Raw genomic sequence first — 25832 nt, 5'->3', positions numbered from 1 at the left:
CCCTTTCGATGATCACCTTGCTGCTGCCGCCGCGCGAACGCTTCGGCGGCCAGCGCCTGTCCGCCGATACCGGGCGGGCGCTCGCGCGCGGCGATCGCAGCGAACGGAGCGGCGATCAGCTGTCGAACGTGCTCGATGTGCTGCCGCGTGGCTGGCCCGTCGCCGCGGCGGCGCGCCAGCGCGATGCCGGCGATGCGGCGAACGCCGCCTGGCTTCGTGCCGACCCGGCCTACGTTCGTCCCGACATCAACGGCGCGCGCCTGCTGTCCTATGGCGAAGCGCTCGGCCTGACCGTGCAGGACGCCGCGGCGCTGCTCAAGCCGCTCAAGCCGCTGTTCGGCGATGCGGGGTTTCCGATCGACGCGCCGGTGCCGACGCGCTGGTATCTGCAACTGCCTATCGGCGCGAAGCTGCCCGCATTCACTTCGCCGGAGCAGGCGCTCGGCGCCGACCTGTTCGACGAACTGCCGCAGGGGCCGGAAGGCCGCCGATGGCGTGCGCTGCTGAGCGAGGCGCAGGTCGTCCTGCACAATCACCCGCTCAATGCGCAGCGCGCCGCTGCCGGGCTCGCCCCGGTCAATTCGCTATGGTTCTGGGGCGCGGGTGCGCTGCCGGACCACGTGCGCTCGGACTACACGCACATCGTGACCGACGACGAGAGCGTGACTGCGCTTGCTGCGTTGGCCGGCGTCGAACTCGCGCCCAAGGCAGCGTCATGGAGCGGTCGCGTTGAAGAGGGCAATACGTTGATCGACCTGCGCGATGCGCGCGATCTCGCGGTGCTTGAACGCAACTGGTTCGCGCCACTCCTGAGCGCGCTGGTGCGTGGCGAACTGAAGCAGCTGCGTTTCGACTTCGACGATGGCACGCGCTACGACATCGCGCGCTCGCAGCGCTGGCGTTTCTGGCGCCGCCCGCTGATGTCATTCGTCGGCGCGACCGCCGTCAACGGGGCCGCATGAAGCCGATCGCACGACTGCGTCGCCGCGATTGCGTCGACCCCGGCCTCTGGCCCGACTCGATGCCATTGCTGCTGCGCCGGCTGTACGCGTCGCGCGGCGCGACGACGCTCGAACTCGCGCAGCCGCGCCTGGCGCAGCTGCATCCGCCGGAACTGCTCGGCGGCCTCGACGCGGCGACGGCGCTGCTCGCCACGGCGATCGCCGAAGACCGCCACATCGTCGTCGTCGGCGATTTCGACTGCGATGGCGCCACCGCCTGCGCCGTCGGCGTGCGCGGGCTGCGCATGCTCGGCGCGAAGCGCGTCTCGCACGCGGTGCCCAATCGCATCGTGCATGGTTATGGCCTGTCGCCGGCGCTAGTGGACGAACTCGCCGCGTTGCAGCCGGACCTGCTGGTCACGGTCGATCACGGTATCGCCTGCCACGCCGGGATCACGGCGGCGAAGGCGCGCGGCTGGCAGGTGCTGGTCACCGACCACCACCTGCCGGGCGAACACCTGCCGCCGGCCGACGCCATCGTCGATCCGAACCTGCGCGGCGACGCCTTCCCGAGCAAGTGCCTGGCGGGCGTCGGTGTGATGTTCTACGTGCTGCTGGCGTTACGCAGGCATCTGCGCGAGCGCGGCGCTTTCGCCGGGAAGGAACCCGACCTGCAGGTCCTGCTGGATCTGGTGGCGGTCGGCACGGTGGCCGACGTCGTGCCGCTGGATGCGAACAATCGCGCGCTCGTGGCCGCGGGCCTGCGGCGTTTGCGAGCCGGGCAGGGCAGTGCCGGCCTGCGTGCGTTGATCGAGGTATCGCAGCGCGATCCCGCCCGCCTTACGGCGACCGACATCGGCTACGCCGTCGGCCCTCGCCTCAATGCGGCGGGGCGCCTGGAAGACATGTCGCTGGGCATCGAATGCCTGCTCACCGACGACCTTGCACGCGCGCGTGACATCGCCGCGACGCTCAACGAGATCAACAGCGAACGCCGCGCCGTGCAGCAGCAGATGACGGACGACGCCGAACGCGCGCTCGCCCGCGTCGCGCTGGGCGACAGCGCACCGCCGGCGGCGATCTGCCTGTTCGACTCCGAATGGCATCCGGGCGTCGTTGGTCTCGTGGCGTCGAAGATGAAGGAGCGGCTGCATCGACCGGTCATCGCATTCGCACCAGCCGAGCCCGGCAGCGAGTCGTTGCGCGGCTCGGCTCGTTCGATCCCGGGTTTCCACATCCGCGACGCGCTCGCCGATGTGCACGCGCGGCATCCGCACCTGATCGAGCGCTTCGGCGGCCATGCGATGGCGGCGGGACTGTCGCTGCGCATGGAGGCCTTTGCCGCATTCGCCGAGGCGTTTCGCGATTCCGCCGCCACATTGCTGACGCCTGAGGTGCTGCAGGCGGAACTGCTGAGCGACGGCGAGCTGTCCGCCGACGAGTTCTGCCGCGCCAGCGCCGAAGCGCTGCGCGACGGCGGGCCGTGGGGGCAGGGCTTCGCCGAACCGCAGTTCGATGGCGAGTTCGACGTGCTGGGCTGGCGCGTGGTCGGCGAGCGACACCTCAAGCTCGAACTTGGCCTGGCCGGGCGTCGGCTCAACGCGATCGAGTTCGGCGGTTGGGGTGGCCTCGCACCGCCGCCGCGCGTGCGCATCGCCTATCGCCTGGAAACGGACGATTACCGCGGCGGCGAAGCCGTGCAGCTGGTCGTCGTGCATCGCGAAGCCGTGGCCTGACGGTTCGCGGTACGCCGGCGGTTCAATCGACGCCGGCCTTGCTCTTGGTCACGAACTCGCCGAGTTCGGACAACGTGCCATCCACGCGTCGCAGCAAGCGCGCGATCTCGTCCGGCGATACCAACGTTCCGGCCTCCGCTGTGCGCGTGGCGGTCCGCAAGTCGGCGGCCAGGTTCCGATAGCCAAATGTACCGAGCGCGCCGGTGATCCGGTGCAGGGCGCGGCCCATGCGCCCGGCGTCCCGTTCGTCGTTCGAACGTCGCAGATCGTCGAGGTCGCCGGGCAGGTTTGCGAGCAGGTCCTCTGCGACGAGGCAGACCGTTTCACGCGAGCCGAAGCTGCGGGTCAGCATCGCGAGGTCGAGCGGTTCGAGCGGCGGCTCGACTGGCGGAGCAGGGCGGGGCGACGCCGCCGCCGCATCGATGGGAGTGGCGTCAGGATCGACGACGTCCGCCGCATCGTCGAGGTCCGCAGCGGGCTGGCGCGGCAGCCACCGCTCGAGTTCGCGCATCATCTCGTCGAGTCCGATCGGCTTGCGCAGGTGGCCGTCCATGCCGGCCTCCCGGCAGCGCGCCTCGTCTTCCGACAGTACGCCCGCGCTCAGCGCGATGATCGGAAGGCGTGCCCGTCCTTCGGCGGCCTCGGCGGTTCGGATCGCCCGCGCCAGCGCGAAACCGTCCATTCCCGGCATCTGCAGGTCGGTGATGAGCAGATCGAAGTGCTCGGTCGCCAGCGCCGCGAGCGCCTGTTCGCCGCTCGACACCACGCGGCAGCGGAACCCGAGTTCGCGCAGTTGCCGCTGCACGAGCAGGCGATTGGTCGAATGATCCTCGGCTACCAGGACGTGTCCGGCATGTGCCGCCGTCGTCGTCCTTCGGGACGCTTCAGCGCGTGTGCCATGGTCCAGCGCCAGTGCGCACGCGCGTTGCACATGCGTGGGAAGCAGCGGCTCGACGACGATGGCCGTTCGCGGAGCGTCGGGGCTGTCATCCACCAGCGGGATGTAGCGCGCCGGTGATGTCGAAGAGGGCGGAGCGTCGGAGAGGATCAGGTCCGCCTTCGACGGGTCGGTCACTACACACGCGCCGAACGCTTGCAGGGTCGAGGTGAGTGCGTCAGCAACATTGGCGTTATCGCTGCGCACGAGCATGTTGCGTCCGGCGAGCACGCGATCGGACGCGCTATGTCTTGCGACCTCGACGTCCAGTGTGAGCGAAATGCGCGTGCCGACGCCCGGCGTGCTTTCCAGTTCGAGTGCGGCCTGCATGCGTTCGGCAAGGCGCCGGGAGATCGCCAGCCCCAGTCCGCTGCCGCCATACGTGCGTGTGGTGCTCGCGTCGGCCTGCTTGAACGGCTGGAACAGCTTGCCCTGTTCCGACTGCGGGATGCCGATGCCGGAGTCGGTAACGCTCAGGCACAAGGTCTGCTCATCGTCGCCTGTGCCGAGCACCACCAGTGACACGGCCACATAGCCGCTGCTGGTGAACTTGATCGCGTTGCTCAGCAGGTTGAGCAGGATCTGCCGGAGCCGCGTGGGATCGGCCACCACCAGGCCAGCCAGGGTCGGATCGATATGGCAGAGGCAGCGCAGCTGCTTGCGGCGACTGAGGTCCAGCACCAGTTCGATCGAGTTGGAGACGAGCACGCGCAGGTCGGTCTCGACCGGTTCCAGTTCGATCGCTCCCGCCTCGATGCGCGACATGTCGAGCACGTCGTCGAGGATCGTACGCAGCGCCTGCGCGTAATCCTCCACCAGGCCGATGAGGTAGCGCTGGTCGTCGTTGACCTCGCTGCGGGACAGGATCTCGATGATGCTGTTGATGCCGGCCATCGGTGTGCGGATCTCGTGGCTCATCGCGGCGAGGAAGTTGGCGCGTGCAAGCGCGGCGCTTTCGGCCGATCGCTTCGCCGCCTCCAGCGCGTCCGCCTGCCGGTGCGACGCGGTGACGTCGACCCAATAGCCGCTCCAGTGCACCAGTCCGTCGTCGAGCCGCCGCGCGACGGTGCTCATGCGGATCCAGCGATCCGGCGCGGGCGTTACGGTGCGGAAATCCAGCTCGATCGCGCCGAGGTTTGCGAAGGACGCCTCGAGCGCGTCCAGGAGCCGCGCGCGGTCGTCCTCATGCACGAGCGACGCGAATGCCGCGCGCGGATGTTCGGAGAGTTCGGCGTGATCCTCCCCGAACAGCACAAGCGTGTTGCCCGCGATGAAGGGCATGCGGTAAACGCCCGATGCATCGCGCGTGAGCTTGAAGATCACGCCGGGCAGGTTGCGCGTGAGGTCGCGCATCAGGCTGTCGGTTTTCTCTCGGCGACGGATTTCCGTGCGCGTGCGCAGCCAGGCGAAGGCGAGCACCGCGAGCAGCAGCGCCGCCAGGGCCGAGCCGATGGCCACGGTCCGCCATTTCACGCCGCTGGAGACCTGCACTTCCAGCCATCCCGAGCGTATGCGCTGCTGGTCCTCGGCACTCAACGCCGCGAGCATGCGGTTGATCAGCGGTACCAGCGGCTGGTACTCGCCACGCACGGCGAACACGAGGTCTTCGTCGAATCCGGCGGGCGCGGCGAGCCGGAGCGTCGGATATTCCCCGCGTCGGAGGGGCCGGTCCGCGGAAATCATGTCGCCCACGTAGGCGTCCGCCTCGCCACGTTCGACCGCGCGCAGCCCCGCCGGAATGTCGGTCACCGGCAACAGGACCGCGTTGGGTGCTGCGACGGCGATGCGTCTGGCCCGCTCGGGACCCAGGACGGCGATGCGCTTTCCGTCCAGATCATCCAGCGCGCTGATCGGATGGGCATTGGCGCGCATGACGATCACGAGGCTGACGCGGGTGAAGGCGGACGTGATGGCCCAGTCTGCTCCGTGGGGTGCGCCCGCCGGCATCGGTACGAGGTCCACCTCGCCGCGGCGCATGCGCTGCCGCAGCGCTTCGATGTCGCCGGGGAACTCCTTTCCCGCTTCGAGGCCCAGCCTGTCTTGCATCATCTGGACGTACTCGCCCGCGATGCCGCTCATATGGCCGTCATCGCCTCTGAAACTGACCGGCTCCCAATCGCTTGCGTAGCCGATCCGCGGCGCCGGCATGCGACGCAGCCAAAGTTCCTCGTCGTGCGTAAGTGGAACGCGACCCGCGCGCAGGATCGGCAACGATGAAGCCCCGAGCCACTTGCGTTCGTATGCGAGCCGCCGTTGCGGCGTGATGCGGGCGAGCGCCTTGTCGATCATGCTCGCGAGGGGTTTTCGATCGTCGGGTACGGCGAAATGGAGTGTGTCAGCAGGCAGGTCGATCGGGCCGAGCACCGCGAGCGACGGCCACGCGTCGGTCGCTAGCGCGGCATGTGCGACGTACGGATTGCCGATGAAAACGTCGGCCCTGCCATGCAGGATGGCCTCGAAGCCTTCCTGCGCGTTGACGACTGCGATGATATCCGCGCCGGGAAACCGGGCTCGCGCTGCGCGCTCGACCGAGGTGCCGCGTTCTACCGCGATGCGCGCCGACGCGAGCCGGTCGGGCGACAGCAGATCGCCGCGTGTCGCCGGCCCCACGGCGACGGGTGTCGCTTCGACGTAGGAGGCCGTGAATACCAGGCACGGCGTTCGCTCGGGCACGAGCGAGACGTTCATCAGCACGTCGACTTCGCGCCGACAGCCGCCTTCAAAGGCTTTCTCCCATGACGGATACGCACGCACTGCGATCCGCACACCTAGCTGTCGCGCGACGTCGTCGAGATATGTGGGCGCGAGGCCGGTCAGTGTTTCGTTTTCGTATCGCTCAAACGGTGGCCAGCCGCCGGTGTACGTCGCGACCGTGATCGTCGGATGCGTGCGCAGCCACTCGCGTTCTTCATCGGTGCGTTCGATAGGCGCCGCATGCGCGAGATTTGCGATGAGCACAAGCAGCGGGCATGCGACACGACGGAACATCGCCAGCAGTGCATGCATGCGGGCACGGGGATATCCTATCCCCCCGGAAATTCCTGTCCCGGCGGGCGATCCACCATGAACCTGCGAGTGTTCCTTGCCGACGATCATCCTGTCGTACTTCGCGGTGCGCGGGCGATCCTGGAAGCGAGCGGGATCGCGGTGGTGGGAGAGGCGCGCACCAGCGACGATCTGCTGGCGGCGTTGGAGAACGAAACCTGCGACGTCGTGGTGACCGACTTTGCGATGCCCAACAGCACGTCGCCCGATGGCACTGAAATGATCAGGCAGTTGCGCGAGCGCCATCCGCTACTGCCGATCGTCGTGATGACGATGATCGGGAATGTCGGAATCCTCGACTCGCTGCTGCGTGCGGCCGTTCTGGGCGTCGTGGAAAAGACCGAGGACATGGAAATCCTCCCGATGGCCGTGAAGTCGGCGGCCAACCGCCGGGTGTTCATCTCGCCTGGCCTGCGGCGGCAGTTGGACGCGATGGGCAAGCGTCGTGGTCGGGGCACGTTAAGCGCGCGTGAAGCCGAGATCATCCGCCTTCTGGCGTCGGGCCTGACGGTAACAGAGATCGCGCAGCAGTTGGATCGAAGCTTGAAGACCATCAGCCGGCAGAAGATCGATGCCATGCGCAAGCTGGGCCTGGAGAACGAGGCGGAGCTGTATGCGTACGCGCGGGAGAACGGCCTGACCTGAGCAGGCTGCGTGGCGTGGACCCTCGGACAGTTCCGGATCAATCCGATGGCCGGTAAGGCCGGCGGAGCGCACACTGCGCGGGCTGTCGGAGGAACGGCTGGAACATGCATACACGTGTCGTAATTGCGGACGACCATCTGCCGGTGCTCGCATCCGTCGGCGCCGCGGTGGCGGCGACAGGCGCGACGGTGGTGGCGCGTGCGCGATCGCCCGATGAACTGCTCGCCGCGCTGCACGAACTGCCGTGCGACCTGCTGGTGTGCGACTACGCGATGCCGGTCGACGCGCAGGTCGATGGCATCGAAATGGTTCACAGGATCCGGTCGCAGTGGCCGGAGCTGCCGGTCATCATGCTGACGACGATGTCGAACGGGGTGATCCTGCGTGCGCTGCTCGAATCGGGCGTGCGCGGCTTGATCGACAAGGCCGCCCCCGCGCTGGAATTGCATGCCGCGATCCGTGCCGTCGAGCAGGGCGATAACGTCGTGAGCCCAAGCTTCACCGAGGCGATCGCCGGATACGCCGCGCATCTGGACGAGCCCGTGTTGTGGCGCGAAATTGCCCGGATGTTCGAACGCGGCCGTTCGACCAGCGAGATCGCGGCAATGCTCGGTGTGCCTGTTTCGTGCGTGGAGCGGCACAAGCTCGCATCCACCGTCGGAGGCGGCGAGGACACTCCCAAGTCGGAATCCCAGCGCCATCCACGCGAACCGCACCGCTGACGAGGAATTCCGACGGAAAGCTTCAAACCCACGCGACTGCCTGCGCGTCCGGCGAGCGGCGTCGAGGATGTCGCGGTGGTCACGGAGGCGTGCATCGAAGCCGTCCCGTTGCGTGCGGGGAGGGCGAGAGAGTAGGACTCCCGCACGCCGCTGCCGACCAGAGAAATCTGAGGAAAGTCGGCTCGGCCCGTCTCGTTCAGGATCCTTCCCGGGGACGCGCTTGGCGCCGCGGGCTTGACGCCGCCGAAACATTCCCGGACCTAGGCTGAACAGCCTTCCCCCAGCCTCGGGAGTCCGTGCCATGCCGCTGACGATCAACATCGATCTTTCGGACGAGGACCTGCAGCACTTTGCCGGCGTGGTCGAGTCGGCCCGAAGGGAAGCATCGGACAAGAGCAACGCCGAAGTCGTCGAAGCGGCAACGCAACTCGCCACCAAGGCGAGCCAGAGCAACCCGCCGCAGTTCGTCAAAGACCGCCTCTTGATGCTGGATTCGCTGATCGCGATGCTTCGCGACGAAGGTTGGGCGCTGTCTGAGGCCGACGCGGCGAACGTGCGTTCCGCGCTGGCGTACTTCGTTTCCGCGGGCGACGCGATTCCCGACAACGTGCCGGTGCTGGGCTTCATCGACGACGCGATCATGATCGAGCTCTGCGCGCGCGAGCTGCGCCACGAGATCGAGGCCTACGACGACTTCTGCGACTTCCGCCAGCGCGAAGCCGAGCGCCGCAAGCTCGATCCCGCCAGCGTCGGTCGCGCGGACTGGCTGGAAGGCCGCCGCGACGAACTCCAGGAACGCATGCACAAGCGCCGCAATCGCGATTTCCGCGGCGGCTTCGGCAGTGGCTTCGGGACCGGATTCGGCGGCAGCAGCGGCTACGGCCCGGTGCGGCGCTACTCCGACACGGGCTGGCGGCCGGGTCCGTTCCGGTTCCGTTGAAGCGCCGGCTCCAATCGCCCGCCGACGCACCAGCGGCGGGCGAGGGCGTTTGTTAGAATCGGCGGTTCACCATCGCGATTCGAACCGGACATGATCGAGCTCAATCCCGTCCGCCAGCGCATCGCCGACCTCACCGGTCGGCTGGATGCGCTCAGGGGGTATCTTTGACTACGACCGCAAGGTCGAACGTCTTGAAGAAGTAAACCGCGAACTGGAAAGCCCGGACGTCTGGAACGACGCCGAACGCGCCCAGTCGCTGGGCCGCGAGCGCTCCTCGCTCGACAAGGTGGTCGGAGGCATCCGCGACCTCACCGATGGCCTCGTCGGCGCGGGCGAACTGCTCGAACTGGCCGAGATGGAGAACGACGAAGGCACGGCGCAGGCCGTGGTGGACGACGTCGAGCGCTACGCGAAGGACGTCGAGAAGCTCGAATTCCAGCGCATGTTCTCCGGCAAGATGGACGGCACCAATGCGTTCGTCGACATCCAGGCCGGCGCGGGCGGCACCGAGGCGCAGGACTGGGCCGAAATCCTGCTGCGCATGTACCTGCGCTGGGCCGAGTCGCGCGGCTGGAAGGCCGAGCTGATGGAAGTCAGCGGCGGCGATGTCGCCGGCATCAAGTCCGCGACCTTCCGCGTCGAGGGCGATTTCGCCTACGGCTGGCTCAAGACCGAAACCGGCGTGCACCGCCTGGTGCGCAAGTCGCCGTTCGATTCGGACAACCGTCGGCACACGAGCTTCACTTCCGTGTTCGTTTCGCCGGAAGTCGACGACAAGATCGACATCGAGATCAATCCGGCGGACCTGAAGACCGACGTGTACCGCTCTTCGGGCGCGGGCGGCCAGCACGTGAACAAGACCGAGTCGGCGGTGCGCATCACGCACGTGCCGTCGGGAATCGTGGTGGCGTGCCAGACCGAGCGCAGCCAGCACGCCAACCGCGACCGCGCGATGAAGATGCTCGCGGCGAAGTTGTACGAGCTGGAAATCCAGAAGCGCAACGCCGAGCGTGACGCCGTGGAAGCGACCAAGTCCGACATCGGCTGGGGCAGCCAGATCCGCAACTACGTGCTCGACCAGAGCCGCATCAAGGACCTGCGCACGGGCATCGAGCGCAGCGACACGCAGAAGGTCCTTGATGGCGACCTGGACGAATTCGTCGAGGCGAGCCTCAAATCCGGCCTGGAGGCCGGTTCGAAACGCGCGGACGCAGTCTGATCGCGCCGATCCGGCCTAGATCGCCCTGCCCGCGAAAGCGGGCATCCAGCGACTTTTGCATTTGAACGCGGGAGCCAAGACACTGGGGCCCCGCTGTCGAGGGGATGACGGCGCCGCACGCCGTCCCCGAACACCTCCGCTCCATTCCTTCCGATTTTCCGACCGATGACCGACCAGACGCCCGCCACCGCCACGCCCGCCGACGAGAACTTCCTGATCGCCGAGCGTCGCGCCAAACTCACGGCGCTGCGCGGTGAGGGCGGCATCGCCTTTCCGAACGATTTCCGTCGCGACGAATACGCCGGCGATCTGCAAACGCAGTTCGCCGATGCCGAAACGTGGACCGCCGAGGCGCTCGAAGCCAAGGGCCAGCGCGTCGCGATCGCCGGCCGCATCCTGCTCAAGCGCGTGATGGGCAAGGCCAGCTTCGTGCAGATCCAGGACGAATCCGGGCGCATCCAGCTGTTCCTGCAGGCGAACGTGCTCGGCGAGGTGTACGACGCGTTCAAGGGCTGGGACGTCGGCGACATCGTCGGCGCGCAGGGCACGCTCACGCGCACCAAGACGGGCGAGCTGTCGGTAAAGGCCGACGTGCTGCGCCTGCTGACCAAGTCGCTGCGTCCGCTGCCCGACAAGTTTCACGGCCTGGCGGACGTCGAGCAGCGCTATCGTCAGCGTTATGTCGACCTGATCGTCTCGCCCGAGGCGCGCGAGGTGTTCGTCAAGCGCAGCAAGATCATCCGCGCGATGCGTGCATGGCTGGACGCCCGCCGTTTCCTGGAAGTGGAAACGCCGATGATGCATTACATCCCCGGCGGCGCCGCGGCCAAGCCGTTCGTCACGCACCACAACGCGCTGGACCTGGAACTGTTCCTGCGCGTGGCGCCGGAGCTGTACCTCAAGCGCCTGGTCGTCGGCGGCCTGGAGCGGGTGTACGAGATCAACCGCAACTTCCGCAACGAAGGCGTGTCCACGCGCCACAACCCGGAATTCACGATGCTCGAACTGTACGAGGCCTACGCCACGTACACCGAAATCATGGATTTGACCGAAGGCCTGATCCGCGACGTCGCCGTGCAGGTGCTGGGCACCACCCAGACGCATTGGGACGGCGCCGACATCGACCTGGGCCCGGCGTTCCGCCGCTGGCGCCTGGACGAGGCGGTGCGCCACTACAACCCGGAGATTTCCGCCGCCGACTGCACAGATCGCGATGCGCTCGTGCGCCATTGCGAACGCCTGAAGGTGCCGGTGAAGTCCGGGTATGGCTGGGGCAAGCTGCTCCTGGAAATCTTCGAGAAGACTGCCGAGCACCAGCTGGTGCAGCCGACCTTCATCACCCATTACCCGGTCGAGGTTTCGCCGCTGGCCCGCGAAAGCGACAGCGAGAAGGGCATCACCGACCGCTTCGAGCTGTTCGTCAACGGCAAGGAGCTGGCCAACGGCTTCTCCGAGCTGAACGATCCGGAAGACCAGGCCGAGCGCTTCCGCGCGCAGGTCGCGGCGAAGGAGGGCGGGGACGACGAGGCGATGCACTTCGACGCCGACTACATCCGCGCCCTGGAAGTCGGCCTGCCGCCCACGGGCGGCCTGGGCATCGGCATCGACCGTCTGGTGATGCTGATGACCGGCTCGGCCTCGATCCGCGACGTGCTGCTGTTTCCCTACATGCGTCCGGAAGCCGGTTGAGACGGGCTGGCGGGGTTCGACATCCCGCGGGTCATGCGTGTCGGATGGGAGCCGGATCGCGCGTGGCTGGATCGCGGATCGGTGGCCCCGGCTCAGTGAGCGACGGCACATCGTGGTGAAGCGCAGCTAAAGCTGACGCACACCTCAGCCGATTCCCATATCAAGTCGGGTCGTTTCCCGGCTGCGGGCGCCGCCGGCCCGGGGTATGCTCCTCTCACTGGCCACCACAGGGGGTGGCGGCTCCTACGGAACCCGGATGTGAACGTCGTCATCGTCGATGACCAAACCTCAGCGCGCACGATGCTGCGCCACATCATCGAGGACATCTCGTCCGAGCTGCATGTGTCCGATTTCGGTGACCCCGAGGCCGCACTGGGCTGGTGCGAATCCAACCAGCCCGACCTGCTCCTGCTGGACTACCGCATGCCGGCGCTGGACGGGCTGGAGTTCGCCCGCCGCTTCCGCCGCCTCCCGCTTCACCGCGACATCCCGATCATCCTGGTGACGGTGGTCGGCGACGAGCCGATCCGCCAGGCCGCCCTGGAAGCCGGGGTGATCGATTTCCTCGTCAAGCCGGTTCGCCCGCGCGAGCTGCGCGCCCGCTGCCGCAACCTCCTGCAGCTGCGCCAGCAATCGGAAAACGTGAAGCAACGCGCGCTCTCGCTCGAGCAGCGTCTGCTTTCGAGCATGCACGAGGTGGAAGAGCGCGAGCGCGAAACGCTCTCGCGACTGGCGCGCGCGATCGAGTATCGCGACGCCGGCACCAGCGCCTACCTGGAACGCATGGCGCACATCGCTGGCCTGATCGCCGAGCAGTTGGGCATGTTCGAGGACGAAGTCCGCGTCATCGAAATGGCCGCGCCGCTGCACGACATCGGCAAGATTGCCATTCCCGATGCGGTGCTGATGAAGGCCGGCCCGCTGTCGGAAGACGAGACCGCGGTCATGCGCCGTCATCCGCGCATCGGCTATGAACTGCTCAGCGGCAGCCAGAACCGCTTCATCCAGGCCGGCGCTCTGATCGCGCTGCGCCATCACGAACGCTACGACGGCAGTGGGTATCCCGATGGCCTGCGCGGGGAGGAAATCCCGTTGGAAGCCAGGATCGTCGCGGTTGCCGACGTATTCGATGCGCTGATCTCGCCCCGCCCGTACAAGAAGGCCTGGGACGTGGACGCGGCGCTGGGTTATCTCTACGCGCAGCGCGGTCGGTTGTTCGATCCGCGCTGCGTCGACGCGCTGATCCGCAGCCGCGAGCGGCTTGAGGACATCTGCAACCGGTTCTCTACGGTATCAGCGCGTCCCGGCCTGGAGTGAGCCGCGATGTTGAACCTGCTGCGCCATCTGAAAAAGGAACTTTCGCGGCGCCCGGACAGTGAGCATGGTCAGGCCTTCGTGCGCCTGGCGGTGCTCTCCGTCGTGCTCGTCTACATGCTCGTGCGCGGCGCAACCGGTGCATTGCCGTCGAAGGAATACGTCAACGTCCTGAAGATGGTGGAAACCGGCTTCGTGGTCGGTGCGTTCCTGATCGCCTGGATTTTGTGGCGGCCGCGCAAGTCACACCTGCGCCGCATCATCGGCATGATCTCCGACTATGGCCTCATGGCCGCGGCGATGATCCACATCGGCGAGCCGCTGGCCTGGGTCTACGTGATCCTGATGTGGGTCACGATCGGCAACGGCCTGCGCTTCGGCAACGGGTACCTCTATGGCGCTGTGGCGATGGCGTTCGCCAGTTTCGGCGCGGTGGTCGCGTCCAACGAATACTGGCTCTCCAACCGCGTGCTGGGCGTGGGCCTGTTGCTTGGCCTGGTTGCCATTCCCTTGTATCTGTCCGGCCTGCTGCGGGCCCTGACTACCGCGACCGACGAGGCGCGTCGCGCCAACGAAGCGAAGAGCCGCTTCCTGGCGAACATGAGCCACGAGTTCCGCACACCGCTCAACGGCTTGGCGGGCATGTCGGAGCTGCTCGCGACGACGAAACTCGACAACGAGCAGCGCGAGTGCCTGAGCACGATCCAGGCATCGACCCGCACCCTGCTGTCGCTGGTCGAGGACGTGCTGGACATCTCCGCGATCGAAGCGGGCAAGCTGAAGCTCGATCGCGTCGATTTCACCCCGCGCGAGCTGATGGACGCCATCAGCCTGATCCTTCAGCCGCAGGTGCGCGCCAAGCAACTGCAGTACGAGGTCACGATCGGGCGCGACGTGCCCGAGGTCCTGCGCGGCGACGTTGGCCATGTGCGCCAGATCCTGATCAATCTCGCCGGCAACGCGGTGAAGTTCACCGATCAGGGCGCGGTGCGCGTGGATGTGGGCGTCGCCGATGCGACCGCCGAGCGTGTGCGCCTGCGCTTCGTGGTAACCGATACCGGCATCGGCGTTCCTGCCGCGATGCGCCAGCGTCTGTTCAAACCCTTCGAACAGGCCGACGTGAGCCTGGCGCGACGCTATGGCGGCACGGGGCTGGGTACCACCATCGCGAAGGGGCTCGCCGAAGGCATGGGCGGCAGCATCGGCTACGAGCCCGTGGAAGGTGGCGGCAGCCGCTTCTGGGTCGAGCTCCCGTTCGAGCGCGCCGAGATCGTTCCGCAGGCCGAAGAGCAGGCCGCGCCGGAGCAGGGGCAGCCCGAGACCGCGCCGAACGTCATCGCGTTCTCCGACCCGTTCCTGCGCCACCGCGCACGGGTGCGCAGCCTGTCGATCATCGTCGCCGACGATCACATCGCCAATCGCATGGTGTTGCAGCGCCTGCTGCAGAAGGCAGGCCATCGCGTGCTCTGTGTCGAGGGCGGCGAGGAAGTGCTCAACGCGCTGGCGACGTCCGATTACGACGCGGTCATCACCGACCTGCACATGCCCGACGTCAGCGGCCTGGACCTGCTGCGCCAGCTGCGCGTCATGGAAGCCGGCAGTGGCCGACGCACGCCGGTGCTGATCCTCTCCGCCGACGTCACGACCGAGTCGATCCAGGCGTGCGAACAGGCCGGCGCACGGGCGTTCCTGTCCAAGCCCGTGTCGACCACGCGCCTGCTGGACACGCTGGCCGACATCGCCGCGAACCAGCGCGTCGCCACGACCGTGGTGGCGCCCGCACGCAGCGTCGCGGTGGCTACCGACAGCCACTTCGACCCGTCGGTGCTGGACGAACTGGGCGCGCTCGGCATGGGCGCCGGCTTCGAGCGCGAGTTCATCGCGCAGTGCCTGATCGACGCCGAAAAGTGCCTGCAACAGATCGAAGCCTGTGCGCAGCGCGTGGACTGGGAGCGCACACGCGACCAGGCGCACGCGCTCAAGGGCGTCGCGAGCAACCTGGGGTTGATCAAGCTGGCCGCCATCAGCGGCGAGTTGATGCGCCTGCCGGACTGGCAGCTGGCGCGCGACTGGGCATCACACCTGGCCCGCTTGCGGGAACGGCTGACGCAGGGCAGGGCGGCGCTCGAAGCCCGCGAACGGCAGCGTGCCGCGCGCGGCGAAGGCGAGCGCTCCCCCTGATCCCGGGCCGGAGGTTCGGCCCGTTCGTCCCCATGTTGCCTGCCCCGTGATGCCGGTGTTGCCTGCAGGGCCAGAGTGTTCCGGTCAACCGGTTTCCCTGGCAGCCGTCAGGCGGCCGCTTCCGTTCCCGAACGACGCTCCTGTGCCTTCACGATGCGCTCCATCGTCCGCAGCGCCTTGTCGCCCAGCGCGAGCGCCGTGTCGACCCATACCTCGGTGATGCCCATCAGCTCGTCATAACCGACCGGCTGGCCGATGCCACGAACGGCGTTCATCGCGAGGTGCGCATGCGGGGCACGCTGCTGGCGACGGATCACGTCATTGACGGCGGCTTCGCCTTCGCCCTTCGGCACGAGGATGTCGACCACACCCATGCGGTGCCATTCCTCGGCCGGCGCGATCGTGCCTTCCAGGATCAGGCGCTCGGCGAGCTGCGGCGTAACGCGCTTGCACAGGAACGAGTACGCGCCCATGCCCGGGAACAGGCCGAACAGCACCTCCGGCAAGCCCATCTCGGCGCCTTCCTCGGCGACGATGGTGTGGCACGACAGTGCGAGCTCCAGGCCGCCGCCCAGCGCATCGCCCTGGATGAGCGCGATGGTGCGCACGTCGCCACCCAGGCCGGTATGGAAGTGGTGCACGCCTTCGACGCAGCGACGCGCATAGGCGAGCAGGTGTTCGCGATCGTTCGCGCGGATCAGTTGCGAGAACAGTTGCAGGTCGCCGCCGAGGTTGAACGCATGCGGCGCGGAGGATGCGAGCACGACATGGCGAAGGCGCCCGCTCTGGCGCTGGTTCTCGCGCAGCGTGATCGAGTTGAGGAAGCTCCACATGTCGTCCATGAGTTCCGTGCGGAAGCATGGACGCGCGCCCTGGGTGTGGTCGTTGTGCATGTACATCCAGTGCGTGTCACCCGCGGGGTCGGACTCGACGCGCAGGGTCGGGTAGGCGCGCGTGCGGTGCAGTTTCTCGATCGTGCTCATGTTGCGGTCCTCGGCATCGCCGCCCGCAGGCAGGGTGTGGGCAGCGAGCGGCAGGGGAGTTTTGCCCACGGGGCGATGCTACACCGCGAAAACTCGACAAAAGAGAAAGCCCCTCCGCGAGGGGAGGGGCTTTCATGAAGCGTCCGACAAACGGGCAGGATGGGTTCAGCGTGCTGCCGGTGCGTCCCGCAGTTCGCGGCGCAGGATCTTGCCGACGTTCGTCTTCGGAAGCTCGGTCCGGAATTCGACGTAGCGCGGATGCTTGTAGCCGGTGAGGTTCTCGCGTGCGTGCGCCTTGACCTGCTCGGCGGTCAGCGCCGGGTCCTTCTTGACGATGACGACCTTGACCGCCTCGCCGGACTTCTCGTCCGGAACGCCGACGGCCGCGACTTCAAGCACGCCCGGCATCATCGCGATGACGTCCTCGACCTCGTTCGGGTACACGTTGAAACCCGACACCAGGATCATGTCCTTCTTGCGATCGACGATGTAGAAGAAGCCCTTCTCGTCCATGCGCGCCATGTCGCCGGTATGCAGCCAGCCGTCGGCGTCGATCGCCGCCGCGGTGTCTTCCGGCCGCTTCCAGTAGCCCTTCATGATCTGCGGGCCACGCAGGCACAGTTCGCCCACTTCGCCCTGCGGCAGCGCATTGCCGGCTTCGTCCTTGACGCAGGCGTCGGTGGACGGGATCGGCAGGCCGATGGCGCCGTTGTAGTCGGCCAGGTCCATCGGGTTGATGCACGCCGCCGGCGCCGATTCGGTCAGGCCGTAGGCTTCCACCAGTGTCGAGCCGGTGACCTGCTTCCAGCGTTCGGCCACCGAGCGCTGTACGGCCATGCCGCCGCCCAACGTGAGGTGCAATCCCGAGAAGTCCACTTCGTCGAAGCCCGGCGTGTTGAGCAGGCCGTTGAAGAGCGTGTTGACGCCGGTGATCGCGGTGAAACGCGTGCTTTTGAGCTCCTTGACGAACGCCTTCATGTCGCGCGGGTTGGTGATCATGTGGTTCAAGCCGCCGAACTTCATGAAGACCAGGCCGTTCGCCGTCAGCGCGAAGATGTGGTACAGCGGCAGCGCGGTGATGATCACCTCTTCGCCCATGCGCACGTTCGTGCCGACCCACGCCGCCGCCTGCTGCATGTTGGCGACCATGTTGCGGTGGGTGAGCATCGCGCCCTTCGCCACGCCCGTGGTGCCGCCGGTGTACTGCAGGAAGGCGATGTCGTTCGGTTCGATGTCGACCGTCGGCAGCGTGTGCCGCTGGCCCAGCGCCAGTGCGTCGCGAAAGCGGATCGCGCCGGGCAGGTCGTACTCCGGCACCATCTTCTTGACGTACTTCAGGACGAAATTGACGATCGCGCCCTTCGGGAAGCCGAGCATGTCACCCAGGCCCGTCGTGATCACCTGCTTGACCTGCGTATCGGCGATCACTTCCTGCACGGTGTGCGCGAAGTTGTCGAGCACGAAGATCACGCTCGCGCCCGAATCCACCAGCTGGTGCTTCAGCTCGCGCGCGGTGTACATCGGATTGGTGTTGACCACCGTCAGTCCTGCGCGCAGCACGCCGAACGTGGCGATCGGGTACTGCAGGCAGTTGGGCATCATGATCGCGACGCGATCGCCCTTCTTGAGCTTCAACTCGCCCAGCAGGTACGCGGCGAACTGCGCGCTGAGCTGGTCGATTTCGGCGTAGGTGAGGGTCTTGCCGAGGTTGGCGAACGCAGGGCGGTCGCGGTAATTCTCGATGGCGCTTTCCAGCACGGCGACGACGGACGGAAACTCATCCACATCGATTTGGGCCGGAACCCGCTCGGGGTACTGTGCCAGCCACGGACGTTCGAAACTCATCGCGATCCCCTCTCCATCGCTGTTGATCAGGTCCGTCGGTCGCATTCCATGGATGCTCCACCGTACGGTTTCTCTGGATTGGAGCATGGGGCGCGAGGACTGGCAAGGCGCGGTGCGGCGTGCTTTTGGCGCCGACGCTCCATGGCAGGATGGAGTGGTCGTGCGATGCGAAGGGGAACGATTGGAATGTGGAAGGGACGGGTTTTCGTAGGCGTGGTCGTGGCTGCGTGCCTGGCGCTCCTGACGGTCGCCTGCGGGCGCACTCCGCCGGAGGAGCGCCTGCGGGAAACGATGGGCGAACTGCAGGCCGCGATCGAGCAGAAGGACGCCGCGGCGCTGGACGAGGTGCTGGCCGAGGATTTCGTCGGGCCCAGCGCGCTGGATCGCAACGGCGCGCGCCGCCTGGCGCAGCTGATGTTCCTTCGCCATGGCGCGATCGGCGCGAATGTGGGGCCGATCTCGATCGACATGACGCCCGGACATGCGACGGCGAAATTCAACGTCGCGCTGACCGGCAGTTCTGGCCAGTTGCTGCCCGATACGGCAAGGCTGTACGACGTCACGACCGGGTGGCGCGAGGTCGATGGGCAGTGGCGGATGACGAGCGTGGAGTGGGTCGGGCGGTTGTAGCGTTTGGCTGCGTCTACACGCCGACCAGCCCGAGGCGCGGGCTGATCATTAGAGCGGGCGGCGTCGGCGTCGAAACTCCGCCGACCCTCACCCCAACCCCCCTCCCGATGGGAGAGGGGCTTCAAACAAAGGCGTGGGTTACAACCCCTTCTTGGCTGCCAGCTGACGCAGCACGTAATGCAGGATGCCGCCGTGGTGGGTAAGGATGGACGGCTTGCGCGGCACTGCCGCGCGTCCTTCTGAACGCCCGCCGCGTGAGCGGCGGGCCGGCTTCCGCCGTTCCGGAGTTACAGCGACTTCTTAGCCGCCAGCTGCCGCAGCACGTAATGCAGGATGCCGCCGTGGCGGAAGTACTCGACTTCCTTCGGCGTCAGCAGCATCACCTTCACTTCGAACGAAACCGTGCTGCCGTCCTTGCGCGTGGCAGTGACGGTGGCGCGCTTGGATTCGCCATCCTGCAGGCCGGTGACGCTGAAGGTTTCCGAGCCGTCCAGCCCCAGCGTCTGCGCGTTCTCGCCTTCCTTGAACAGCAGCGGCAGCACGCCCATGCCGACCAGGTTGGAACGGTGGATGCGCTCGAAGCTCTCGGCGATCACGGCCTTGACGCCCAGCAGGTTGGTGCCCTTGGCGGCCCAGTCGCGCGAGGAACCGGTGCCGTACTCCTTGCCGGCCAGTACCACCAGCGGCACGCCGTCGGCCTTGTACTTCATCGCCGCGTCGTAGATCGACAGCTTTTCCGGCGCCGCGCCGTCCTTGCCGAAGTACAGCGTGTTGCCGCCTTCCTCGCCGCCGAACATCAGGTTCTTGATGCGGATGTTTGCGAACGTGCCGCGCACCATCACATCGTCGTTGCCGCGACGGCTGCCGTAGCTGTTGAAGTCCGCCGGCTGCACGCCGCGCGAGATCAGGAAGCGACCCGCCGGCGAATCCTTCTTGATGTTGCCAGCCGGCGAGATGTGGTCGGTGGTGATCGAGTCGCCGAACAGCCCCAGCACGCGCGCGCCATGGATGTCGTCGATCGTGCCGACCTGCATGCTCATGCCGTCGAAGTACGGCGGGTTCTTGACATAGGTCGAGGCCTCATCCCACGCGAACGACTCGCCTTCGGGCGAAGCGATCGTGTTCCAGCGCGTGTCGCCCTTGAACACGTCGGCGTAGTTCTGCGCAAACAGCTCCGGCCCGACGGTGGCGGCGATGACGTCGCCGATTTCCTTGTTCGTCGGCCAGATGTCGCGCAGGAACACGTCCTGCCCATCGGCGCCCTTGCCGAGCGGTTCGCGGCTCAGGTCGATGTCGACAGTGCCGGCGATCGCGTACGCCACCACCAGCGGCGGCGAGGCGAGGTAGTTCATCTTCACTTCCGGATGCACGCGGCCTTCGAAATTGCGGTTGCCCGACAGCACCGAGGCGACGACGAGGTCGCCCGCGGCGATCCCGGCGCTGACTTCGGTCGGCAGCGGGCCGGAATTGCCGATGCACGTCGTGCAGCCGTAGCCCACGACGAAAAAGCCAAGCTTTTCCAGATCGTCGAGGACGCCGGCCTTGCGCAGGTAATCGGTGACCACGAGCGAGCCCGGCCCGAGCGAGGTTTTCACCCACGGCTTCGCCTTCAGGCCGAGCTTCGCCGCATTGCGCGCGAGCAGGCCCGCGCCCAGCATCACTGCCGGATTCGACGTGTTGGTGCACGAGGTGATCGCGGCGATCACCACCGCGCCGTCCTTCAGCCGCACGTTCTCGTCCTTGATGCGGATGTCCGCCATGCCCTTGTGCAGCGATTCGTTGCCGACCGCCGCACCGCCGCCTTCGGCGACGAAATTGGCCACGTCGGGAGAGCGTTTGTCGCGACCGGCCGTCAGCGGGCCAAGGTTGTCGCGGTAGTTCTGCTTCACGTCGACCAGCAGCACGCGGTCCTGCGGGCGCTTCGGGCCGGCGAGCGAGGGCTTCACGTCGCCCAGGTCGAGTTCGAGCGTCGTCGAGTACGCCGCTTCCGGCGCGCCCGGTTCGTGCCACAGGCCCTGCGCCTTCGCGTAGGCCTCGACCAGCGCGATCTGCGCGTCGCTGCGGCCCGACAGGCGCAGGTAATTGAGCGATTCGGCGTCGATGGGGAAGATGCCGCAGGTCGCGCCGTACTCGGGCGCCATGTTGGCGATGGTCGCGCGGTCGGCGAGCGGCAGGTGCTGCAGGCCGTCGCCGAAGAACTCGACGAATTTGCCGACCACGCCCAGCTTGCGCAGCATCTGCGTGACGGTGAGCACCAGGTCGGTCGCGGTCGTGCCTTCCGGCAGCGCGCCGGTGAGCTTGAAGCCGACCACCTGCGGAATCAGCATCGACGACGGCTGGCCGAGCATCGCCGCTTCGGCCTCGATGCCGCCCACGCCCCAGCCCAGCACGCCGATGCCGTTGATCATCGTCGTGTGGCTGTCGGTCCCGAAGACGGTGTCGGGGAAGGCGAGCTGCTCGCCGTCGACGTCGCGTTCGACCACCACGCGCGCCAGGTTCTCCAGGTTCACCTGGTGGACGATGCCGGTGTTCGGCGGCACGACCTTGAAGTTGTCGAACGCCTTCTGGCCCCAGCGCAGGAAGCTGTAGCGCTCCATGTTGCGCTGGAATTCGATCTTGCCGTTGAGGTCCAGCGCGTCGGGCGTGCCGAACACGTCGACCTGCACGGAATGGTCGATCACCAGTTCGGACGGGATCAGCGGGTTGATCTGGCGCGGATTGCCGCCGAGCTTCGTCACCGCATCGCGCATCGCGGCCAGGTCGACCACGCAGGGCACGCCGGTGAAGTCCTGGAGCACCACGCGCGCGGGCATGAAGGCGATCTCGGTATCCGGCTCGGCCTTGCAGTCCCACTTCGCGACCGCCTCGATGTGCTCGGGCCCGACCGTCACGCCGCCGTCCTCATGGCGCAACAGGTTCTCCAGCAGGATCTTCATGGAATAGGGCAGGCGGCCGATATCGAACCGTTCGCCCAGTGCCGGCAGGCTGAAATAGGTAAGCGAACGTCCGCCGACGTCGAGCGTGCGGCGGGTCTGGAAGGAGTCTTGGGACACGGGGGCCTCCTGGCGGCTGGGCTGAATGGCGAGTCTGGCTCGGAGAGGGGACAAGACCCGGTCGATTATCCGCTGCGCGCGTTAACACGCCGACCGGACGATGGTCTCACCTCCTGAACAGGGCTCCTATTGTGCGCTTGCCCTGCCATGCTGAATTGAGTATGGGCGGGAAGGTATGTATCATTCATGCATACCGAATCCGTCGGTACGCAACCATCAAGCCGGGAGGTCGACCGTGGAAGCCATCGTGGCCGAGCGTGGCCAGATCACGCTGCCCAAGGCCGTGCGCGACGCACTGGGCCTGACCAAGGGCACCCATCTGAAGGTGGAACTGGAAGGCGGGCGCATCATCCTGCGCAAGAACGTCGACGATGCGATTTCGCGTGCCCGCGGCCGTTTCAAGCTTCCCGAGGGCGTGACCACCGACGATGTCATGCGCGAACTGCGCGGGCGCGCCCCGGGCGATCCGGTGGACGTCTGACGCGATGACCACCGCGGCCAGCAACACCATCGCGATCGACACGTCCGTGCTGATCGACCTGCTCGGCGAAGACGCCGGCATGGCCGACGCCGCGGAGCAGTGCGTCCGCGACGCGCTGGCGCAGGGACCGGTCGTGCTGTGCGACGTGGTGGTCAGCGAGATCACCGCCGGCCTCGGCCACGGCACCGACATCATGGACGTCGTCGAGGAGATGGGCATGCGCTACCTGCCCGTGGAGCGCCGCTCGGCCATCCGCGCAGGCGAAATGCAGCGCCGCTTCAACCAGCGCCGCGCCGCGGGGCAGGGCAGCCAGCTCTCGCCGCGAACCGTCCCTGACTTCATCGTCGGCGCCCATGCGCTGCTGCAGTGCGCCGGCCTGATCACCCGCGATGCCGGGTTTTTCCGCGACTACTTCAAGGGCCTGAAGATCATCGTGCCCAAGACGTTGGCGGGCACGCCGGCCGCTTGAACCAAACACTCGAACTGAAGCTTTTCCTGGAGAGAACCATGTTGGAAGCCTATCGCCACCACGTTGCCGAGCGCGCCGCGCTGGGCATCCCGCCGCTGCCGCTGAGCGCGCAGCAGACCGCCGACGTCATCGAACTGCTGAAGGCTCCGCCGGCGGGCGAGGAAGGCTTCCTGCTCGACCTCATCACCAACCGCGTGCCGGCCGGCGTGGACGATGCCGCGAAGGTGAAGGCGTCCTACCTCGCCGCCGTCGCCTTCGGCACCGAGAAGAACGCGCTGATCTCCCGCGCGCGCGCCACCGAGCTGCTGGGCACGATGCTCGGCGGCTACAACATCCACCCGCTGGTAGAACTGCTGGACGACGCCGAAGTCGGCACCGTTGCCGCCAATGCGCTCAAGCACACGCTGCTGATGTTCGACGCCTTCCACGACGTGCAGGAAAAGGCCGAGAAGGGCAACGCCAACGCCAAGGCCGTGCTGCAGAGCTGGGCCGACGCCGAGTGGTTCACCAGCCGTCCGGAAGTGCCGGAGTCGATGACCATCACCGTGTTCAAGGTGACCGGCGAGACCAACACCGACGACCTGTCGCCGGCGCCCGACGCGACGACGCGCCCGGACATCCCGCTGCACGCGCTGGCGATGCTGAAGAACAAGCGCGACGGCATCGAGCCGGAAGAAGACGGCAAGCGCGGCCCGGTCGCCTTCATCGAATCGCTGAAGGCCAAGGGCCACCTGGTCGCCTATGTCGGCGACGTCGTCGGCACCGGTTCCAGCCGCAAGTCCGCCACCAACTCGGTGCTGTGGTTCACGGGCGAGGACATCCCCTTCATCCCGAACAAGCGCTTCGGCGGCGTGTGCCTGGGTTCGAAGATCGCGCCGATCTTCTACAACACCATGGAAGATGCCGGCGCGCTGCCGATCGAACTGGACGTGTCGCAGATGCACATGGGCGACGTGGTCGAGCTGCGTCCGTACGAGGGCAAGGCGCTGAAGAACGGTGAAGTCATCGCCGAGTTCTCGGTGAAGTCGGACGTGCTGTTCGACGAAGTCCGCGCCGGTGGCCGCATCCCGCTGATCGTCGGCCGTGGTCTGACCGCCAAGGCGCGCGAAGCGCTGGGCCTGGCGCCGTCGACGCTGTTCCGCCTGCCGCAGAACCCCGCCGACACCGGCAAGGGCTACTCGCTGGCGCAGAAGATGGTCGGTCGCGCCTGCGGCCTGCCGGAAGGTAAGGGCATCCGCCCGGGCACGTACTGCGAGCCGAAGATGACCTCGGTCGGTTCGCAGGACACCACCGGACCGATGACCCGCGACGAGCTTAAGGACCTGGCGTGCCTGGGCTTCTCGGCCGACCTGGTCATGCAGTCGTTCTGCCACACCGCCGCCTACCCGAAGCCGGTGGACGTGAAGACGCACCACGAGCTGCCGGCCTTCATCAGCAACCGTGGCGGCATCGCGCTGCGCCCGGGCGACGGCGTGATCCACAGCTGGCTCAACCGCATGCTGCTGCCCGACACCGTCGGCACCGGCGGCGACTCGCACACGCGCTTCCCGGTGGGCATCTCGTTCCCGGCCGGCTCGGGCCTGGTCGCCTTCGCGGCGGCCACCGGCGTCATGCCGCTGGACATGCCGGAATCGGTTCTGGTGCGCTTCAAGGGTGAGATGCAGCCGGGCGTCACGCTGCGCGACCTGGTCAACGCGATCCCGCTGGCCGCGATCAAGCAGGGCCTGCTCACCGTCGCCAAGCAGGGCAAGAAGAACATCTTCTCCGGCCGCATCCTCGAAATCGAAGGCCTGCCGCACCTGAAGGTCGAACAGGCGTTCGAGCTGTCCGACGCCTCGGCCGAACGTTCGGCCGCCGGCTGCACGGTGAAGCTCGACAAGGAGCCGATCATCGAATACCTCACCAGCAACATCACGCTGCTGAAGTGGATGATCGCCGAGGGCTACGCCGATCCGCGCTCGCTCGCCCGCCGCATCAAGGCGATGGAAGCATGGCTGGCCAACCCCCAGCTGCTGGAAGGCGACGCCGATGCCGAGTACGCCGCGGTCATCGAGATCGATCTCAACCAGATCGTCGAGCCAATCCTCGCCTGCCCGAACGATCCGGACGACGTGAAGACGCTGTCCGACGTAGCCGGCGCGAAGATCGACGAAGTGTTCATCGGTTCGTGCATGACCAACATCGGCCACTTCCGCGCCGCCGCGAAGCTGCTGGAAGGCAAGCGCGACATCCCGACGCGCCTGTGGGTCGCCCCGCCGACCAAGATGGACGCCTCCGAGCTCACCAAGGAAGGCCACTACGGCACCTTCGGCACGGCCGGCGCGCGCATGGAAATGCCGGGCTGCTCGCTGTGCATGGGCAACCAGGCGCAGGCGCGCGAGGGTGCGACGGTGTTCTCCACCTCGACCCGCAACTTCCCGAACCGCCTGGGCCGCAACACCAACGTGTACCTGGGTTCGGCCGAGCTGGCCGCCATCTGCTCGCGCCTGGGCCGCATCCCGACGCGCGAGGAATACATGGCCGACATCGGCGTGATCAACGCGAAGGGCGCGGAGATCTACCGCTACATGAACTTCGACCAGATCGAGGATTACCGCCAGATCGCGGAGACGGTCGCGGCCTGATCGGCAACGGCTTCATGCGACAAACGAAAACCCCGGCTTCGGCCGGGATTTTTTGTTCTGGCATTGGGTAGTCGGCGGAAGCGGCGAATGACGCACCGCGCAACAACCTGCGTCCGGCGTCGCAATCCTCGAACAAACCGCGACTTCTGGCCGCCGGTTCCGATCCACTGCGTGACAACAGTCAAGGACTTGCGTCCTGTGCCGCTATCTCATAGGCGGCACGCAGGGGGAAGCGACATGAGAACGGACAAGCCGGCCCGGTCAGACCGGGTGGAGCAGGCAATGCGCTGGACGATACTCGCGGCATTGGGGGCCGCGGTCTGGTGGGCGGTGGCGGCGGGCGCGGTCACGGGCTGACCGCGAACGCTCATCGCGAAG

Annotated in this window: 17 protein-coding genes; 13 read left to right on the top strand and 4 right to left on the bottom strand. The window is 67.0% G+C overall.

The window, feature by feature from the left end:
• Positions 1–8 precede the first annotated feature (8 nt).
• Both GOY17_RS10550 and recJ read left to right on the top strand, forming a co-directional pair.
• Positions 9–962: a phosphoglycerate mutase gene (locus GOY17_RS10550; protein WP_157030379.1), complete on the top strand. Its 954-nt coding sequence runs from the start codon at positions 9–11 to the stop codon at positions 960–962.
• A complete protein-coding gene (recJ, locus tag GOY17_RS10545) occupies positions 959–2677 on the top strand; it encodes a single-stranded-DNA-specific exonuclease RecJ (RefSeq protein ID WP_157030378.1) in 1719 nt (572 codons plus the stop codon). The genes GOY17_RS10550 and recJ overlap by 4 nt, the downstream gene beginning before the upstream one ends.
• Positions 2678–2699: 22 nt before the next feature.
• On the opposite strand, the gene GOY17_RS10540 is transcribed toward recJ, so the two are convergent.
• Complete coding sequence (locus tag GOY17_RS10540; RefSeq protein ID WP_157030377.1) at positions 2700–6710, bottom strand: ATP-binding protein; 4011 nt, start codon at positions 6708–6710, stop codon at positions 2700–2702.
• Between GOY17_RS10540 and GOY17_RS10535 the strand changes: the two genes are divergently transcribed.
• From GOY17_RS10535 to GOY17_RS10505, 7 genes are all read left to right on the top strand, one after another.
• Positions 6690–7304, top strand: a complete 615-nt coding sequence (locus GOY17_RS10535) for a response regulator (RefSeq protein WP_232338404.1) — start codon at positions 6690–6692, stop codon at positions 7302–7304. The two genes, GOY17_RS10540 and GOY17_RS10535, sit on opposite strands and share 21 nt — an antisense overlap.
• Positions 7305–7408: 104 nt before the next feature.
• On the top strand, positions 7409–8026 hold the full coding sequence (locus GOY17_RS10530; RefSeq protein WP_157030375.1) for a response regulator: 618 nt from the start codon (positions 7409–7411) through the stop codon (positions 8024–8026).
• 301 nt (positions 8027–8327) lie between these two features.
• Positions 8328–8966 (top strand): YkvA family protein, encoded by a 639-nt coding sequence (locus GOY17_RS10525; RefSeq protein ID WP_157030374.1) that lies wholly within the window; start codon positions 8328–8330, stop codon positions 8964–8966.
• Positions 8967–9056: 90 nt separating this feature from the next.
• Positions 9057–10185, top strand: a protein-coding gene (gene prfB / locus GOY17_RS10520; protein ID WP_115841529.1) for a peptide chain release factor 2 whose coding sequence is annotated in 2 segments (ribosomal slippage) — positions 9057–9131 and positions 9133–10185 — 1128 coding nt in all. Because the reading frame shifts where the segments join, the coding sequence is not laid out codon by codon here.
• 165 nt (positions 10186–10350) lie between these two features.
• Positions 10351–11874, top strand: a complete 1524-nt coding sequence (gene lysS, locus GOY17_RS10515) for a lysine--tRNA ligase (RefSeq protein WP_157030373.1) — start codon at positions 10351–10353, stop codon at positions 11872–11874.
• Between the two features lie 300 nt (positions 11875–12174).
• Positions 12175–13191: a response regulator gene (locus GOY17_RS10510; RefSeq protein WP_232338601.1), complete on the top strand. Its 1017-nt coding sequence runs from the start codon at positions 12175–12177 to the stop codon at positions 13189–13191.
• A gap of 6 nt (positions 13192–13197) precedes the next feature.
• Positions 13198–15369 carry a response regulator gene (locus GOY17_RS10505; RefSeq protein ID WP_157030372.1) on the top strand — a complete coding sequence of 724 codons (2172 nt, stop codon included), beginning with the start codon at positions 13198–13200 and terminating at the stop codon, positions 15367–15369.
• Between the two features lie 107 nt (positions 15370–15476).
• Here the strand turns inward: GOY17_RS10505 and GOY17_RS10500 are convergent, their stop codons facing one another.
• Positions 15477–16352 carry a crotonase/enoyl-CoA hydratase family protein gene (locus GOY17_RS10500; protein WP_157031688.1) on the bottom strand — a complete coding sequence of 292 codons (876 nt, stop codon included), beginning with the start codon at positions 16350–16352 and terminating at the stop codon, positions 15477–15479.
• 165 nt (positions 16353–16517) lie between these two features.
• Complete coding sequence (locus GOY17_RS10495; RefSeq protein WP_157031687.1) at positions 16518–18197, bottom strand: long-chain fatty acid--CoA ligase; 1680 nt, start codon at positions 18195–18197, stop codon at positions 16518–16520.
• A 219-nt stretch (positions 18198–18416) separates the two neighbouring features.
• Here GOY17_RS10495 and GOY17_RS10490 point away from each other — a divergent pair, with 219 nt between their 5' ends.
• Positions 18417–18827, top strand: a complete 411-nt coding sequence (locus GOY17_RS10490; protein ID WP_232338403.1) for a Cif family virulence factor — start codon at positions 18417–18419, stop codon at positions 18825–18827.
• Between the two features lie 287 nt (positions 18828–19114).
• Here the strand turns inward: GOY17_RS10490 and acnA are convergent, their stop codons facing one another.
• A complete protein-coding gene (acnA, locus tag GOY17_RS10485) occupies positions 19115–21880 on the bottom strand; it encodes an aconitate hydratase AcnA (RefSeq protein WP_157030370.1) in 2766 nt (921 codons plus the stop codon).
• 235 nt (positions 21881–22115) lie between these two features.
• On the opposite strand from acnA, the gene GOY17_RS10480 reads away from it, so the two are divergent.
• Genes GOY17_RS10480 through acnB form a run of 3 tightly spaced genes read left to right on the top strand, consistent with a single transcriptional unit; the run spans position 22116 to position 25454 of the window.
• Entirely contained in the window at positions 22116–22361 is a 246-nt protein-coding gene (locus GOY17_RS10480; RefSeq protein ID WP_115841523.1) for an AbrB/MazE/SpoVT family DNA-binding domain-containing protein, read from the top strand.
• Between the two features lie 4 nt (positions 22362–22365).
• Positions 22366–22830: a type II toxin-antitoxin system VapC family toxin gene (locus GOY17_RS10475; protein WP_157030369.1), complete on the top strand. Its 465-nt coding sequence runs from the start codon at positions 22366–22368 to the stop codon at positions 22828–22830.
• Positions 22831–22868: 38 nt separating this feature from the next.
• Positions 22869–25454: a bifunctional aconitate hydratase 2/2-methylisocitrate dehydratase gene (gene acnB, locus GOY17_RS10470; RefSeq protein WP_157030368.1), complete on the top strand. Its 2586-nt coding sequence runs from the start codon at positions 22869–22871 to the stop codon at positions 25452–25454.
• Positions 25455–25832 lie beyond the last annotated feature (378 nt).

The organism is Lysobacter soli (assembly GCF_009755585.1).
Lineage (GTDB): Bacteria > Pseudomonadota > Gammaproteobacteria > Xanthomonadales > Xanthomonadaceae > Lysobacter_J > Lysobacter_J soli.
The sequence above is the reverse complement of the archived record's forward strand: the minus strand, read 5'-3'. Positions and strand labels throughout refer to the sequence as shown.